General features: G+C 71.2%; 15 protein-coding genes. 10 read left to right on the forward strand and 5 right to left on the reverse strand.

Annotated features, from left to right (window positions below; translation table 11 throughout):
• Positions 1-126 precede the first annotated feature (126 nt).
• The 8 genes from mshD (at position 127) to pstB (ending at position 9792) form a co-directional block, all read left to right on the forward strand.
• Positions 127-1125 carry a mycothiol synthase gene (mshD, locus tag AC0B61_RS32425; protein WP_471745339.1) on the forward strand — a complete coding sequence of 333 codons (999 nt, stop codon included), beginning with the start codon at positions 127-129 and terminating at the stop codon, positions 1123-1125.
• A gap of 334 nt (positions 1126-1459) precedes the next feature.
• Positions 1460-3637, forward strand: coding sequence for an RNA degradosome polyphosphate kinase (locus AC0B61_RS32430; RefSeq protein WP_471745341.1), 2178 nt, complete (start codon positions 1460-1462; stop codon positions 3635-3637).
• Positions 3638-3740: 103 nt separating this feature from the next.
• Positions 3741-4829, forward strand: coding sequence for a CHAD domain-containing protein (locus AC0B61_RS32435; protein ID WP_471745343.1), 1089 nt, complete (start codon positions 3741-3743; stop codon positions 4827-4829).
• Positions 4830-4950: 121 nt separating this feature from the next.
• The gene (locus AC0B61_RS32440) at positions 4951-5412 is read left to right on the forward strand and encodes an NUDIX hydrolase (RefSeq protein WP_471745442.1); all 462 of its coding nucleotides are present in this window, start codon (positions 4951-4953) and stop codon (positions 5410-5412) included.
• Positions 5413-5639: 227 nt separating this feature from the next.
• Complete coding sequence (pstS, locus tag AC0B61_RS32445; RefSeq protein WP_471745345.1) at positions 5640-6773, forward strand: phosphate ABC transporter substrate-binding protein PstS; 1134 nt, start codon at positions 5640-5642, stop codon at positions 6771-6773.
• A 145-nt stretch (positions 6774-6918) separates the two neighbouring features.
• Positions 6919-7899: a phosphate ABC transporter permease subunit PstC gene (pstC, locus tag AC0B61_RS32450; protein ID WP_471745346.1), complete on the forward strand. Its 981-nt coding sequence runs from the start codon at positions 6919-6921 to the stop codon at positions 7897-7899.
• Complete coding sequence (gene pstA, locus AC0B61_RS32455) at positions 7896-8972, forward strand: phosphate ABC transporter permease PstA (RefSeq protein WP_471745348.1); 1077 nt, start codon at positions 7896-7898, stop codon at positions 8970-8972. Before pstC ends, pstA begins: the two co-directional genes overlap by 4 nt.
• Positions 8973-9015: 43 nt before the next feature.
• On the forward strand, positions 9016-9792 hold the full coding sequence (gene pstB / locus AC0B61_RS32460) for a phosphate ABC transporter ATP-binding protein PstB (RefSeq protein ID WP_471745349.1): 777 nt from the start codon (positions 9016-9018) through the stop codon (positions 9790-9792).
• 185 nt (positions 9793-9977) lie between these two features.
• On the opposite strand, the gene AC0B61_RS32465 is transcribed toward pstB, so the two are convergent.
• Positions 9978-10973, reverse strand: a complete 996-nt coding sequence (locus AC0B61_RS32465; RefSeq protein WP_471745351.1) for an inorganic phosphate transporter — start codon at positions 10971-10973, stop codon at positions 9978-9980.
• A 5-nt stretch (positions 10974-10978) separates the two neighbouring features.
• A complete protein-coding gene (locus AC0B61_RS32470; protein ID WP_471745353.1) occupies positions 10979-11599 on the reverse strand; it encodes a DUF47 domain-containing protein in 621 nt (206 codons plus the stop codon).
• Positions 11600-11961: 362 nt separating this feature from the next.
• Between AC0B61_RS32470 and AC0B61_RS32475 the strand changes: the two genes are divergently transcribed.
• On the forward strand, positions 11962-12351 hold the full coding sequence (locus tag AC0B61_RS32475; protein ID WP_471745355.1) for a metal-sensitive transcriptional regulator: 390 nt from the start codon (positions 11962-11964) through the stop codon (positions 12349-12351).
• Positions 12352-12401: 50 nt separating this feature from the next.
• Here AC0B61_RS32475 and AC0B61_RS32480 read toward each other — a convergent pair whose 3' ends face one another.
• Both AC0B61_RS32480 and AC0B61_RS32485 read right to left on the reverse strand, forming a co-directional pair.
• On the reverse strand, positions 12402-12590 hold the full coding sequence (locus tag AC0B61_RS32480; RefSeq protein WP_471745357.1) for a hypothetical protein: 189 nt from the start codon (positions 12588-12590) through the stop codon (positions 12402-12404).
• Between the two features lie 197 nt (positions 12591-12787).
• Positions 12788-13687, reverse strand: coding sequence for an SCO4651 family lipoprotein (locus tag AC0B61_RS32485; RefSeq protein ID WP_471745359.1), 900 nt, complete (start codon positions 13685-13687; stop codon positions 12788-12790).
• Between the two features lie 161 nt (positions 13688-13848).
• Here AC0B61_RS32485 and AC0B61_RS32490 point away from each other — a divergent pair, with 161 nt between their 5' ends.
• Positions 13849-14040 (forward strand): hypothetical protein, encoded by a 192-nt coding sequence (locus AC0B61_RS32490; protein WP_471745361.1) that lies wholly within the window; start codon positions 13849-13851, stop codon positions 14038-14040.
• A gap of 11 nt (positions 14041-14051) precedes the next feature.
• On the opposite strand, the gene AC0B61_RS32495 is transcribed toward AC0B61_RS32490, so the two are convergent.
• The gene (locus AC0B61_RS32495) at positions 14052-14768 is read right to left on the reverse strand and encodes a phosphatase PAP2 family protein (protein WP_471745363.1); all 717 of its coding nucleotides are present in this window, start codon (positions 14766-14768) and stop codon (positions 14052-14054) included.
• Between the last annotated feature and the right edge of the window lie 179 nt (positions 14769-14947).

Raw genomic sequence — 14947 nt, forward strand, 5'->3', positions numbered from 1 at the left:
GCGCCGATGGTACTGCAGGGGGGACCCTGTGGGAGAGTAGGACGCCGCCGAACAATCTTTCAGAAGAACCCCCATCCGGGATCCGGATGGGGGTTTTTCGCATTTCCGGTGCCGTATCGTCAGGGCATGGACGATCAGACAGCGGTCATTGCGAACGACGTGCTCCGGCCGGAGCAGCGCGACGGCGCCCTGCGTGTTCTGGCGCAGGCCCAGGCGGTGGACGGTCGGGCGGCGGTCTCCGAGCAGGGCCGACTCCGGCTTCGTGCGGTGGAGACCCCGCGCCCGGGCGTCACCCACTTCGTCGAGACCGAAGACGACGCCGTGCTCGGCTACGGTCAGCTTGAAGTCCCGCAGCACCGGACCGCCGATCCGGCTGCCAATCCGACCGCGAATCCGGCCGCCAATCCGGCCGCCGAGCTGGTGGTCGACCCGGCCGCCCGGGGCCGCGGGCTGGCCCGTCCACTGGTCGACGCCGTCCTTGCAGAGGCGCATGCGGCCGGGCACGACGCGGTGGACTTCTGGGTACACGGCGGCCACCCGGCGGCCCGGCACCTGGCCGAGTCGTACGAAGCCGAGCTGGTCCGCGAGTTGCGGCAGATGCGCCGCACCGGGCCGCAGACCGAGGCGGTGGCCGTCCCCGAGGGCATCGAGCTCCGCACCTTCCGGCCGGGGCAGGACGACGGCGAGTGGTTGCGGCTGAACGCGCTGGCCTTCGCCCATCACCCGGAGCAGGGTGCCTGGACGGAGCAGGACCTGGCCGAGCGGATGGGCGAATCCTGGTTCGACCCGGCCGGTTTCTTCCTCGCCACCCGTGACGGGAAGGTGGTCGGTTTCCACTGGACCAAGGTGCACGCGGCCACCGCCACGGAGCAGGAGCTGGGCGAGGTGTACGTCGTCGGGGTGGACCCGGCGGAGCAGGGCAGTGGTCTCGGCCGCGCGCTGACCGCGGCGGGTCTACGCCATCTGACCGGTTCCGGCCCCGGCGAGCGTGGGCTGGAGACCGTCCTCCTGTACGTCGACGCGGACAACCCCGCTGCTGTGCGGGTGTACGAGCGACTGGGATTCGTCGTTCACGAGGTGGACCTCATGTGCCGGGCGCGGTATCGGGCGAACCGGCCGGCCTGAGCTCTCGCCTGCCCGCCTCGGCCTGCGACCCGCCTCCCGCTCCGGCCGGTCGCGGGCAGGGGGACAAATGCGACGCTGCCCCTTGCCCTGACCGACTCAGCTTTCCTCCTGGCCATGCGGTGTTTACCGTGGATTCAATTGCTGCCGCGAAGATCACAGGATGAAGTCCGTAGTGTCTCGCTCGTGCAGAGTCGACCGCCACCCGTCGGCCGGTCCTGTACGGACCGCGCCCGGCGGATGGGCGCTGTTCCCGGGATCGGTCCGGGGCGAGGGCGACGGCCCGCAGAGCCATTCGCGTCCGGACGCCGTCCTGCTGCTGGAGGAGCTGGAGCCCATGAGCATCCCCCGCCCCGTTTCGGCGCCGCTGTCGCCGCCGGCTCGGATGTCCAGTGCGCTGGGTATCCCGCCCGAGCTGCCGGCCGCGGACGAGCAGGAGTTCGAAGCGCTGCCGCAGGGCCGCTTCCTGGACCGCGAGCGCAGCTGGCTCGCGTTCAACGAGCGCGTCCTTGAGCTCGCCGAGGACTCGGCGATCCCGCTGCTGGAGCGGGCCAAGTTCCTGGCGATCTTCGCGAGCAACCTGGACGAGTTCTTCATGGTCCGGGTGGCCGGCCTCAAGCGCCGGATCGCCACCGGCGTCGCCCAGCGCAGCGCGTCCGGCCTGCAACCGCGCGAGGTGCTGGACCTGATCTGGACCCGCTCGCGCGAGCTGATGGCCCGTCATGCCGCCGCCTTCCAGCAGGAGGTGCTGCCGGACCTCGCCACCGAGGGCATCGAGGTGGTCCGCTGGTCCGAGCTGGCGGAGAAGGAGCAGGCGCGGCTGCACTCACTGTTTCGGCAGAAGATCTTCCCGGTCCTGACCCCGCTGGCGGTCGACCCCGCGCACCCGTTCCCGTACATATCGGGGCTCTCGCTCAACCTGGCCGTCGTGGTGCGCAACCCGGTGTCCGGGCACAAGCACTTCGCCCGGGTGAAGGTGCCGCAGTCGCTGGCCCGCTTCCTGGAGGCCTCGCCCCAGCGGTACGTCCCGCTGGAGGACGTCATGGGCGCGCACCTGGAGGAGCTCTTCCCGGGGATGGAGGTGCTGGCCCACCACGCCTTCCGCGTCACCCGCAACGAGGACCTGGAGGTGGAGGAGGACGACACAGAGAACATCCTCAAGGCCCTGGAGAAGGAGCTGATGCGGCGGCGCTTCGGCCCGCCGGTCCGGCTGGAGGTCGAGGAGTCGATCGACCCCTACATCCTGGACCTGCTGGTGCGGGAGTTGAACATCACCGAGGCGGAGGTCTTCCCGCTGCCCGGGCCGCTGGACCTGACCGGGCTGTTCGGCATCGCCGAGCTGGACCGCCCGGAGCTCAAGTACCCGAAGTTCGTGGCGGGTACGGCCCGTGGGCTGACCGACGTCGAGTCGGCCTCGCAGCCGGACATCTTCGCGGCGATGCGCGAGCGCGACGTGCTCCTGCACCACCCGTACGACAGCTTCTCCACCTCGGTGCAGGCCTTCCTGGAGCAGGCAGCCGGCGACCCGGACGTCCTGGCGATCAAGCAGACCCTGTACCGGACCTCCGGCGACTCGCCGATCGTCGACGCGCTCATCGACGCGGCCGAGTCCGGCAAGCAGGTGCTGGTGCTGGTCGAGATCAAGGCACGCTTCGACGAGCAGGCCAACATCAAGTGGGCCCGCAAGCTGGAGGAGTCCGGCTGCCACGTGGTCTACGGCCTGGTCGGGCTGAAGACGCACTGCAAGCTGTCGCTGGTGGTCCGTCAGGAGGGCGACACCCTGCGGCGCTACTCGCACGTGGGGACGGGCAACTACCACCCGAAGACGGCCCGGCTGTACGAGGACCTCGGCCTGCTCACCTCCGACCCGCAGGTCGGCGCCGACCTCTCGGACCTCTTCAACCGGCTCTCCGGCTACTCGCGCCGCGAGTCCTACCGCCGCCTGCTGACCGCCCCGCGCAGTCTGCGGGACGGCCTGGTCGCGCGGATCCACAACGAGATCGTCCAGCACCAGGCGGGCCGGCCGGCCTTCGTGAAGCTCAAGGTCAACTCGATCGTCGATGAGGCCGTGATCGACGCGCTGTACCGGGCCTCCCAGGCCGGCGTGCCGGTGGACGTCTGGGTGCGCGGGATCTCCGCGATCCGCCCGGGCGTGCCGGGGCTCAGCGAGAACATCCGGGTCCGCAGCATCCTGGGCCGCTTCCTGGAGCACTCCCGGGTGTTCGTCTTCGGCAACAACGGCGATCCGGAGGTCTGGATCGGCAGCGCCGACATGATGCACCGCAACCTGGACCGCCGGATCGAGGCGCTGCTGCGGATCACCGATCCGGCACACCGCGCCGAGCTGTCCGGGCTGATCGACCTCGGGATGTCGGACGAGACCGAGTCCTGGCACCTGGGGCCGGACGGCACCTGGACCCGCCACTCGCAGGACGGCGAAGGCCGGCGACTGCGCGACATCCAGGACCTGTTGATCGACACGCGTCAGCGCCGCCGGGCCGCCGCCCCCCGCTGACGAGACCACTGATGCGAAGCCGCCGGGGGAACCAGGGGACCTACCCCGGAGGTCGGCCACCAGCTCCGGGGACGGCCCCGGGGGAACGGGGATCTACCACGCCATGACCGATGCGCCGATGACGGCCCAGACGGCCTCCACCGAGACCGCCGGGGACATCCTTTCCCGCCACCTGACCGCCCGGGCCGGCGCCTTCCTGCGCGCGCTGCCGCTGGCGGTGGGCGAGGTCGGCGCCAGACCCGGGACGGCCTCGGCCGCCCCGGCGGCGGGCACCTCGGACCTGCTGCGGGCCGTCCGGCGGATCGGCGGGCTGCTGCACACCTTCGGTTCGGTCTTCGAACCGGCCTGGGCGCAGGAGTCGCGCGCCGAGCTGCGCTGGCTGCTCAACGTGCTGGCACTGGAGCCCGGGTACGTGCGCCGCTCGGCGCGGCTGCTGGGCGCGCTGGACGCGCTGAGCGGCACCGACCCGGACGGGACGGGCATGCTGGCCGGCCACACCGGCGCGCCCAAGGCCCGGGCGCTGCTGGACCGGCAGCTGACCCTGGCCAGGACCCGGGCGCACTCCACGGTGCTCCAGGAGCTCCGCTCGGCCCGGCTGCACGCCCTGGCGGACCGGATGACGCTGCTGGTCGGCGAGGCGCCGCTGCTGGAGCCGGCGGGCGGCCGGGCGGCCGCGGTGCTGCTGCCGCAGGCGGCCGCCGCGTTCGCCACGCTGTCCGCGACCGCCCAGCAGCTGCCGCTGCACCGGGCCGCGACGCCGTACGGCGGGGACGGGCTGCGCCGGCTTGGCGCGGTGCCGGCGGCCCGCGGCGCCGTGGACGGCGACTCGGCGGTGGCGGCCGACGACGCGCCCTGGGCCCGGCTGCGGATCCTGGTGAAGCGCGCCCGGTACGCCCTGGAGGTGTGCGGCCGTCCGTCCGGCGAGCTGGACGAGCTGGACGAGGTGCTGACCCGCCAGCAGGAGGCGGCCGACGCCGCGGTCACCGCCGCCACCGCGGCGCGCACCCCGCGGATCACCCCGGCGACGGCGTACGTGCTGGGCGTGGTGCACGCCGACCAGCGGCTGGAGGTGGAGTCGGCGCGGTACGCCTTCGGCCGCCGGTGGCCCGACCTGCCGCCGGGCCCGGACGGCTGGCTGGGCCTCCCGGCGGCCGAGGGCTGGGAGCACTCCGGCGCGCCGAGGACGGTCTGAGGTGGGCGGGCACCCGGCCGAGGGCCGGGCGGTGGAGCCGGAAGCCACCAGAGGCACCCCGACGGCCACCGCCGCCGCGACGAGCAAGGCCACGACTCCGGCCGGGGCGGGGCACGGCCCGGTGATCCTGGCGGCGGGCGCGGTGCTGTGGCTGCCGGGCCGGCTGAAGAAGAGCGGCCGGCTGGGGCGGCCGCGGATCGCGGTGATCCACCGGCCGAAGTACGACGACTGGAGCCTGCCGAAGGGCAAGCTCGACCCCGGCGAGAGCATGGTCGAGGCGGCGCTGCGCGAGGTGTGGGAGGAGACCGGGTTCCGCTGCGTGCTGGGCCCGGAGCTGCCGGCCCGGCACTATCAGGCGCAGGGCCGTCCCAAGGAGGTCCGGTACTGGGCGGCGGTGCCGTCGAGCGGCGCCTTCCGGCCCAACCGCGAGGTGGACCGGATGGAGTGGCTGCCGGCCGGGAAGGCACGCGCGCGGCTCAGCTACGACCACGACCGGTTGCTGGTGGACGCGCTGCTGGTGACGCTGGGGGCGAAGCCGGTACGGATGCCCGGCGCGCCGCCGGTGAAGGAACGGCGGAAGTGATCGCCTTGCGCCCTCGCCGTGACGCAACCGTTACTACCTGACGTAGTTTCCTGTCATCCTTTCGAGGTTCACTCCCCGTTCACTTGTGACCGGCTGTCGTGTCACCTACCCGGCCTAACTTCGGGATTACCGGAGGGCCGAACGGGCCCCGGACCACAGCAGAACCCGCGCTTCGCCGTCCGCGTACGGCCCGCGCGACGGGCAATGCCACAGAAAGGGACACCCCAGTGAAGCTCCAGCGGAACGGCCGCTCCAAGGCCCTCGCCATCGGTGCCATGGCGCTCGTCAGCTCGCTGTCGCTCGCCGCCTGCGGCTCGGACAACAACAACGACACCAAGGCGTCCGGTGGCTCCGGCGGCTCGTCGTCGGCCGCGGCGATCAACTGTGGCAAGCCGGGTGCGCTGCTCGCCTCGGGCTCCACCGCCCAGGGCAACGCGATGGACGTCTGGAAGACCAACTTCGGCGCCGCCTGCTCCGGCACCACCATCAACTACGGCGGCGGCGGCTCGGGCACGGGTGTCCAGCAGTTCACCCAGGGCAAGGTCCAGTTCGCCGGTTCGGACTCGGCGCTGAAGCCGGCCGAGGTCGACGCCACCAAGGCGGTCTGCACCGGTGGCCAGGGCATCGACCTGCCGATGGTCGGCGGTCTGATCTCGCTCGTCTACAACATCGACGGCGTCGACAACCTGGTGCTGGACGGCCCGACCGCCGCCAAGATCTTCGACTCGCAGATCACCAAGTGGAACGACCCGGCGATCGTCGCTCTGAACCCGGGCGCCAAGCTGCCGGACGCCGACATCCAGGCCTTCCACCGCGCGGACGACTCCGGCACCACGGAGAACCTCACCAAGTACTTCGCCAAGACCTCCGGTGGCGCCTGGTCGTACGCGCCCGCCAAGGCCTGGGCGGGCAAGGGCGGCCAGTCGGCCAAGGAGTCCGCCGGTGTCTCCGCCCAGGTGAAGCAGGTCAAGAACTCGATCAGCTACGCCGAGCTCTCCTACGCGCAGACCAACAACCTGAAGAGCGCCGCCATCGCCACCGGCGCCGCCAAGCCGGTCGAGGCCACCGCCGCCAACGCCGCCAACACCTTCGCCAAGGCGAAGGTCGCCGGCACCGGCAGCGACCTGGCGCTGACCCTCGACTACGCGACCAAGGACGAGGGCTCGTACCCGCTGGTCCTGGTCACCTACGAGATCGTCTGCGACAAGGGCAACAAGGCCGAGACCCTCGACACCCTGAAGTCCTTCCTGACCTACGCCGCCAGCGACGCCGGCCAGAAGGCCATCGGCGACACGGGCTACGTCCCGCTCCCCAAGGAGCTGACGGAGAAGGTCAACGGCGTCATCCCGACCCTGGCCTGATCCAGCAGGACCTCCCGGTGGGGCGGCCCCGTGAACGAGGGGGGCCGGGGCCGCCCACCGGGAAGCACGACGAAGAAGCACGTCCGGGGCACCGCCGCCAGGGTGCCGCCCCCTCGGGGCAGCACCACCAGACCGGAGTAGACCAATGACTTCATCCTCCCCTGCCGCCCCGCGAGGCAGGGAACGCCGCAAGCGTGACAGCCGGGTCGGCGACAAGATCTTCATGAACGCCGCCCGTGGGTCGGGCATCCTGCTGCTGGTCATCATGGCCGCCATCGCGGGCTTCCTGGCCTGGCGCTCGGGCATCGCCCTGAGCAAGAACGAGGGCAACTTCCTCACCACCTTCGAGTGGACGCCGGACGCCCCGAAGCCGGTCTTCGGCATCGCCGTCCTCGTCTTCGGCACCATCGTCAGCGCGTTGATCGCGATGGCGATCGCCGTCCCGGTGGCCATCGGGATCGCGCTGTTCATCTCGCACTACGCGCCGCGCAGGATCGCCCAGCCGTTCGCCTACCTGGTGGACCTGCTCGCCGCCGTCCCCAGCATCGTGTACGGCCTCTGGGGTGCGCTGTTCCTGGTGCCGCACCTGGACGGGCTGACCGGCTGGCTGAACGACTACCTCGGCTGGACGTACGTCTTCGACCAGTCCAAGGTCGGCACCACCCCGCGCAACCTGTTCACCGTCGGCATCCTGCTGGCCATCATGATCCTGCCGATCATCACCGCGGTCAGCCGCGAGGTCTTCCGGCAGGTGCCGCGGATGCACGAGGAGGCGGCGCTCGCGCTCGGCGCGACCCGCTGGGAGATGATCCGCACCGCGGTGCTGCCGTTCGGCCGCCCCGGCATCATCTCGGCCTCGATGCTCGGCCTCGGCCGCGCGCTCGGCGAGACCATCGCGGTGGCGATCGTGCTCTCGTCCAACAGCGTCCTGTCGCTGCACCTGCTCGACCCGGGCGGCGGTACCTTCGCCCAGAACATCGCGCTGAAGTTCAACGAGGCCGGCGCCACCGGCCGGGACGCGCTGATGGCCTCCGGCCTCGTCCTGTTCGTCATCACCCTGCTGGTGAACGGTGCCGCGCGGCTGATCGTCGCCCGCCGCAAGGAGTACTCGGGGGCCAACGCATGAGTGCCGTGACCACGTCTGTCCCGGCGGACGCCCGGCCGGTCGGCCGGCCGCTGACCGCCAACCGGCTGCCCAGGTGGACCCCGGCCGCCGTCGCCGCCGGCTCCATCGCGCTCGGCTGCGCGATCGGCGCCGTCGGCGGCCTGGCCAGCCACCTGCAGTGGGGCCTGATCTCCGCCATCCTGTTCGTGGTGGTCAGCTACGTGCTGTCGGCCCGGGTCGAGGGCGGCCGCCAGGCCAAGGACCGGCTCGCCACCTCGGTGGTCTGGGTCGCCTTCATCCTGGCCGTGGTGCCGCTCGCGGCACTGACCTTCTACACCGTCCAGCAGGGCGCCAGTGTGGTGGACGGGTACTTCCTGACCCACTCCATGAAGGGCGTCCGCTCCTCCGGCGCCGGCGGCGGGATCTACCACGCGCTGATCGGCACCCTGGAGCAGGTCGGCCTGGCCACCGCGATCGCCGCCCCGGTGGGTCTGCTGACGGCCGTCTACCTGGTCGAGTACGGCCGCGGCAAGCTCGCCAAGGTGGTCACCTTCTTCGTCGACGTCATGACGGGCATCCCGTCCATCGTCGCCGGCCTGTTCGTCCTCTCGCTCTGGAACCTGGCGCTGGGCTTCAACTACTCCGGCTTCTCGGGCAGCCTCGCGCTGGCGATCCTGATGATGCCGGTCGTGGTCCGGTCCACCGAGGAGATGCTCAAGCTCGTCCCGAACGAGCTGCGCGAGGCCTCGTACGCGCTCGGCGTGCCGAAGTGGAAGACGATCCTGCGGATCGTCCTCCCCACCGCGATCGGCGGCATCACCACCGGCGTGATGCTCTCGGTCGCCCGCATCACGGGCGAGACCGCCCCGGTGATGATGCTGGTGTTCGGCGCCGACTACATCAACAGCAACCCGTTCGACGGACCGCAGCAGTCCCTGCCGATGTACATCTGGCAGCAGTACTCGATGGTCAACAACGACTTCGGCTACGCCCGTGCCTGGGGCGCCGCGCTGGTGCTGATCGCCTTCGTGATGGGACTCAACCTCATCGCCCGGGGCATCGCACGCTGGCGCTCGCCCAAGGGCGGACACTGAGCGACCGACTGACGTACGAAGACACACGAGAGAAGCAACGATCATGGCCAAGCGCATCGACGTCAGCGGACTGTCCGCCTACTACGGCACCACCAAGGCCATCGAGGACATCTCGATGAGCATCGAACCCCGCTCGGTGACGGCCTTCATCGGCCCCTCCGGCTGCGGCAAGTCGACCTTCCTGCGCACCCTCAACCGGATGCACGAGGTGATCCCCGGCGCCCACGTCGAGGGCAAGGTCCTCCTGGACGACGAGAACCTGTACGCCTCCAACGTCGACCCGGTCGCCGTGCGCCGCGCGGTCGGCATGGTCTTCCAGCGCCCGAACCCGTTCCCGACCATGTCGATCTACGACAACGTGGTCGCCGGGCTGAAGCTCGCGGGTGTGCGCAAGAAGTCCGTCCTGGACGGTGTGGTGGAGAAGTCCCTCAAGGGCGCCAACCTGTGGAACGAGGTCAAGGACCGGCTGAACAAGCCGGGCGCCGGCCTCTCCGGCGGCCAGCAGCAGCGGCTGTGCATCGCCCGCGCCATCGCGGTCGAGCCGCAGGTCCTGCTGATGGACGAGCCCTGCTCCGCACTCGACCCGATCTCCACCCTCGCCATCGAGGACCTGATCGGCGAGCTGAAGGAGCAGTTCACCATCGTCATCGTGACCCACAACATGCAGCAGGCCGCCCGCGTCAGCGACCGGACCGCCTTCTTCAACCTGGCCGGCGTCGGCCAGCCGGGCAAGCTGGTCGAGCTGGACGACACCCAGCGGATCTTCTCCAACCCGTCGGTCCAGGCGACCGAGGACTACATCTCCGGCCGCTTCGGCTAGACCGGAACCCGTCATGAGCGGCACCGCCGCGGAGAACGGAACGCGAGCTGTCCCGGGGTGCTGCATGGCGGTGCCGCCGCGGGACATGAAGAAGGGCCCGCCCCCGAGATGTGGGGGCGGGCCCTGTCATGTCCCGCGGCGCAGTCCTGGACCGCGCGGCGGGTCAGCCGTGGGGCAGCGGCGGATCAGCCCCAGAACAGGTGGACGAACCAGTACACCAGCGCCGCGACGATGGCGGCCGCCGGCATCGTGATGAACCAGCCGAGGACGATGTTCTTCGCGACGCCCCACCGCACCGCGCGGATCCGCTTGGTGGCACCCACGCCCATGATCGCCGCGGTGATCACGTGGGTGGTGGAGATCGGCGCCTTGAAGACGAACGAGGTGATGTACATGATCACCGAGGAGGTGGCCTCGGCCGCGAAGCCCTGCGGCGGGTCCAGCTCGATGATCTTGCGGCCGAGCGTCCGCATGATCCGCCAGCCGCCCGCGTAGGTGCCGAGCGAGAGCATCGTCGCGCAGGAGATCTTCACCCAGACCGGGATGTCGCCGGTGGTCTGGTGGCCGGAGATGGTGAGCGCCATCACCACGATGCCCATGGTCTTCTGGGCGTCCTGCAGACCGTGCGCCAGGGCCATCGCGGCGGCCGAGGCGGTCTGGGCGACCCGGAAGTTGCGCTTGGCCCGGTGCGGGTTGGCCCGGCGGAAGATCCACAGGATCGCCAGCATCACCAGGAAGCCGCCGACCAGGCCGACCACCGGGGAGACCACCATCGGGATGACGATCTTGTCGACGACCCCGCTCCAGATCACGCCGATCCCGCCGGCCAGCGCCGCGCCCACCATGCCGCCGAACAGCGCGTGCGAGGAGGAGGACGGCAGGCCGAAGTACCAGGTGACCAGGTTCCAGGCGATCGCGCCGACCAGGGCGGCGAACAGGATCGCCATGCCCTGGTTGCCCTTGGGGGTCTCGATGATCCCCTTGGAGACGGTGTGCGCCACGCCGCTGCCCAGGAAGGCGCCGGCCAGGTTCATCACCGCGGCCATCGCGAGCGCGGCCCTGGGGGTGAGCGCCCGGGTGGAGACCGAGGTGGCGATCGCGTTCGCCGAGTCGTGGAAGCCGTTGGTGTAGGTGAAGAAGAACGCAACGCCGATGACGGCGATGAGTGCTGCCATGTCCACGTGGGTCAGGACTCCTTGACGGCGATGGTCTCCACCGTGTTGGCGACGTGCTCGAACGCGTCCGCCGCCTCCTCAAGGACGTCCACGACCTGCTTGAGCTTCAGCACCTCGATGGCTTCGTACTGGCCGGAGAAGAGGTGGGCGAGCAGCTTGCGGTGGATCTGGTCGGCCTGGTTCTCCAGACGGTTGACCTCGATCCAGTACTCGGTGAGGTTCGACATGCTCCGCAGGTTCGGCATCGCCTCGGCGGTGAGCTCGGCGGCCCGTGCCAGCACCTCGATCTGCTGCTCGACCCCCTTCGGCAGGGTCTGGATGTCGTAGAGGACGACCAGGTCGACGGCCTCCTCCATGAAGTCCATGATGTCGTCCAGCGACGAGGCGAGGCTGTAGATGTCCTCGCGGTCGAAGGGCGTGATGAAGGACGAGTTCAGCTGGTGGAAGACGGCATGGGTGGTGTCGTCCCCGGCGTGTTCGGCGGCGCGCATGCGCTCGACGATCTCCGCGCGGGCCGACACGTCTGATCCCAGCAGCTCCAGCAGGAGCTTCGATCCGACGACGAGGTTCTCCGCGGCCGCGGCGAACATGTCGTAGAAGCTCGTCTCCTTCGGGGTCAGGCTAAAACGCACGGAAATCTCCGATGTGCGGGGTACGGACTGAACGATGCTAGGTGCAACCAAGCGCAATCACGCAAACGGGGGGCCGGGGAAGGAGCCGGAACCTCCCCTTCCGTTCGGCTGTCGCGCGGGCTGATCCCGACCACACCGCCACGTGCGGACGCGGGCCCCCAGTCTGACGGAACCTCGCCCGGATTGTCCCCGTCGTGCGTGCGGAAGAGCCGGGGCGCCGCTCAGACGGGTGAACCGCCGGACGGCCCCGCCCCCCGGCCCTTCGGCACATGCCGGGCCGGCCGACGGAACACCACGGAAGGCCCCGGTGTTGGACACTGGTGGCCGACGCAGCCACCAGGCACTCAGACGAAGGCGGGCCGATGACCACGACACAAGCGCGCACCGAGCCGGATCACGCGCACGGGACCGACCCGCACACCGCCGACACCGACTCAGCCGCGGCCGCCGGCCCCCAGGGCGGCCACGGCCCCCACGGCTACAGCGCGCAGAAGGACGCCCACCTCAAGCGGCTGCGCCGGATCGAGGGCCAGATCCGCGGCCTCCAGCGCATGGTCGACGAGGACGTCTACTGCATCGACGTGCTCACCCAGGTCTCGGCCAGCACCAAGGCGCTGCAGTCCTTCGCGCTGTCCCTGCTGGAGGAGCACCTGCGGCACTGCGTCGCCGCGGCCGCCGAGCAGGGCGGCACCGAGCTGGACGCCAAGGTGGCGGAGGCCACCGCCGCGATCGGCCGCCTGCTGCGCAGCTGAGCCGTCGCCGGCCCCGGCCGGCCCGGGCAGCAGACCCCCGCAGCCCCCCGCTACCCGTCGGTCTCCCCGCCGGCCCGCCCCGGCTCCGTCCGGTCCAGCAGCACCTCGTCGATCCGTTCGGTCGGCAGCCGGTCGCCGGAGCTGGCCGTCGCGGCGATCATCAGCTCGCCGGCCAGGTCGATCTCGTCGAGGGCCGCGTCGTCATGGCCGCCGCTGCGGCCGCCCGTGGACGACACCACCTGCACCACCCCTTCAGTGCCTCGCCAGCCCGGGCGGCAGCCACCCGACCTACCAGCCTAGGCACTCCGGGGCCCGTCCACATGGCACGGACGGGCCATCTCGGCGCCGCCGAAACGGGTGGCCGCCGCTCCCCGGACGGCCACCCGGTCCGGCCGCACCCGGTCTCGCCCCGGCGCCGGAGCGCTGCCCCGGCGGCCTACTTGGGGCTCTCCGTGGGCTTCATCTGGTAGATGTCCGAGGCAGCTGGCTCCGCCGCCTCGACCGGCTTGCCGAAGTCGGCCATCGAGACGGTCGAGGTCACCTTCACCTGGTCCTTGGGCTCCTTCGACCCGGCCACCCCGGCGAAGGTGAACACCTCCACCACCTTGTGCAGCCGGCCCTGGTCGTCCAGCCAGGCGTCGTACGGGACCTCCTTGACGGTGAACGTCTGCCCGCCCATCCGCAGGCCGTCCCCGCCCCGGCCACCGGTCGCGTCGGCCGCCTTCGCCAGGTCCAGCGTGCCGCGGTAGTGGTGCAGTGCGGCCCCGTCCACCGTCTCGGTGCCGACCGCCTCCGCCTTCTGCGCCCCGCGCAGCGCCCCCGCCGCCGAAGCCGGGTCGGTGGCGCCGCTGCTGACCAGGTTGCCGTCCGGCAGCTGCCGCACGTCCAGCTTGACCCACTTGCCCTCGGGCACCTTGGCACCGCTGTTCTGCAGGTAGACCGTGCCCGGCAGGACCACCTCGACGATCTTCCCGGTGGTCGCCGCCCCCGGCGGCACCTGGACCTCCAGCCGGCCGATCCGCTTCACGTAGTCGTAGCCGCCCGTCCCGCTGAACGAGGCCTTTTTCTCGGCGGACTCGGTGACCAGCTCGGTGGCGGTGTGCGCCGAGCCGGTGCGGCCGGTGATGTCCGCCGCGTTGCGCACCGCCGTCAACGGGTCCGCGGCGAGCTGGTCGGGGGCGCTCGACTGCCGGTCGGCCGAGCCGCCGCCGGAGCCCGCCGAGCAGCCGGCTGCTCCTGCCGCCAGCGCTGCGGCGAGCAGGGCGGCCCCGGCCGCCGAGCGCAGGTGCGGACCCGGACGGCACACTGGCCGCCCGGCGCGCTGCTGGTCGGTCATCTTCATCCTCGCGACAACCCCCTCGGGCCCGACTGCCCCGCCGGACACCACCGGGTGGGCAGAGCTCTTTCCGGGCAAACGAGTTGGGCGGTGAAGGGTTACGGGTGCCGGTGCCCGAAGGGCGTCGCGCACCGGACCTCCGGCGCGTTACGGTGAACCACGTGCACAGTGAGCTGCCGGCCGCGCCCGGCACCACCAGGATGCCCGAGCACCGTCTCGCCATCAGCGAGCGCGGTTCCTTCGCCTTCGCGACCTGCAGCTGCGGCTGGTACTCCCCGGCCCGCCGCTCCCGCGACCTGGCCCGCCGTGAGGGGGCCGACCACCTCGCCAAGAACGGCGTCGAACCGGACTGACCAGGGCGGCGTCAGGCCGCGAGATCGGACTCCGGCGGCTGCTCCTCGGACCGCACCACCCCGCGCCGGCGGCCCCGTCGCCCGTTCCCGCCGCGGGCCGCGCCACCGCGTTCGGGAGCCCGGATCAGCGGGGCGACGGCCGTCCGGCCCAGCGCGTGGCAGAACGGGACCAGCACCGCCATCGCGATCGGCGCCAGCAGCAGCACCACGGCGACGGCGAGCGCGAAACCACCGATCACGTCCGTCGGGTAGTGGACGCCCATGAACATCCGGCAGAAGCCCTGCAGCAGGGCCAGCCCGCCGGCGATCCAGCCGAGCCGCCGGTTCACCAGGAACAGCGCCACCGCGACGGCCATCGTCATGGTCGAGTGGTCGCTGACGAAGGAGTGCGTGCCGGCCTTGCCGTCCACCAGCACCAGCAGCCCGGGATGGTCCACGAACGGGCGCGGGCGGTCCACGATCGCGGCGATCGGCAGGTTGGCCAGTTCGGCGACGCCGACCGAGAGCGGCACCCAGAGCAGACCGGCGATCGCCACCGGGGCGTCCGGCCGGCGTCTGGCCTGCAGCCAGGCCACCAGCCCGAGCATGGCCAGGCCGATCAGGATGCCGTACTCGCCGACCCACGAGACCAGGTGGTCCAGCCACTGCGGGGAGCGCTTGGCCAGGCCGTTGACGGCGTAGAGCAGGCCGAGGTCGGGGTTGGTCGTGTCGGCAAGCGGCGTCGACACGCCGTACCTCCTTCTGGTCCGCTGCACCTGTTCGTACCCGCCGGGGCCCGCCCGGCGAGGAAAGCTGACGAGGGGCCACCGGACCCAACGTCACCGCCGGGACACAGCGTTCCACGGAAACGCGCGGTTATGGAAACTTGACTCAGCGTCCACACGGCGCACACAGCTCCCGGGCGTCC

It is taken from the genome of Kitasatospora sp. NPDC023385, assembly GCF_055664045.1.

Coding starts and splice junctions, on each gene's coding strand:
- mshD (WP_471745339.1), top strand. CDS start 127: ATGGACGATCAGACAGCGGTCATTGCGAACGACGTGCTCCGGCCGGAG.
- AC0B61_RS32430 (WP_471745341.1), top strand. CDS start 1,460: ATGAGCATCCCCCGCCCCGTTTCGGCGCCGCTGTCGCCGCCGGCTCGG.
- AC0B61_RS32435 (WP_471745343.1), top strand. CDS start 3,741: ATGACCGATGCGCCGATGACGGCCCAGACGGCCTCCACCGAGACCGCC.
- pstC (WP_471745346.1), top strand. CDS start 6,919: ATGACTTCATCCTCCCCTGCCGCCCCGCGAGGCAGGGAACGCCGCAAG.
- pstA (WP_471745348.1), top strand. CDS start 7,896: ATGAGTGCCGTGACCACGTCTGTCCCGGCGGACGCCCGGCCGGTCGGC.
- pstB (WP_471745349.1), top strand. CDS start 9,016: ATGGCCAAGCGCATCGACGTCAGCGGACTGTCCGCCTACTACGGCACC.
- AC0B61_RS32475 (WP_471745355.1), top strand. CDS start 11,962: ATGACCACGACACAAGCGCGCACCGAGCCGGATCACGCGCACGGGACC.
- AC0B61_RS32485 (WP_471745359.1), bottom strand. CDS start 13,687: ATGACCGACCAGCAGCGCGCCGGGCGGCCAGTGTGCCGTCCGGGTCCG.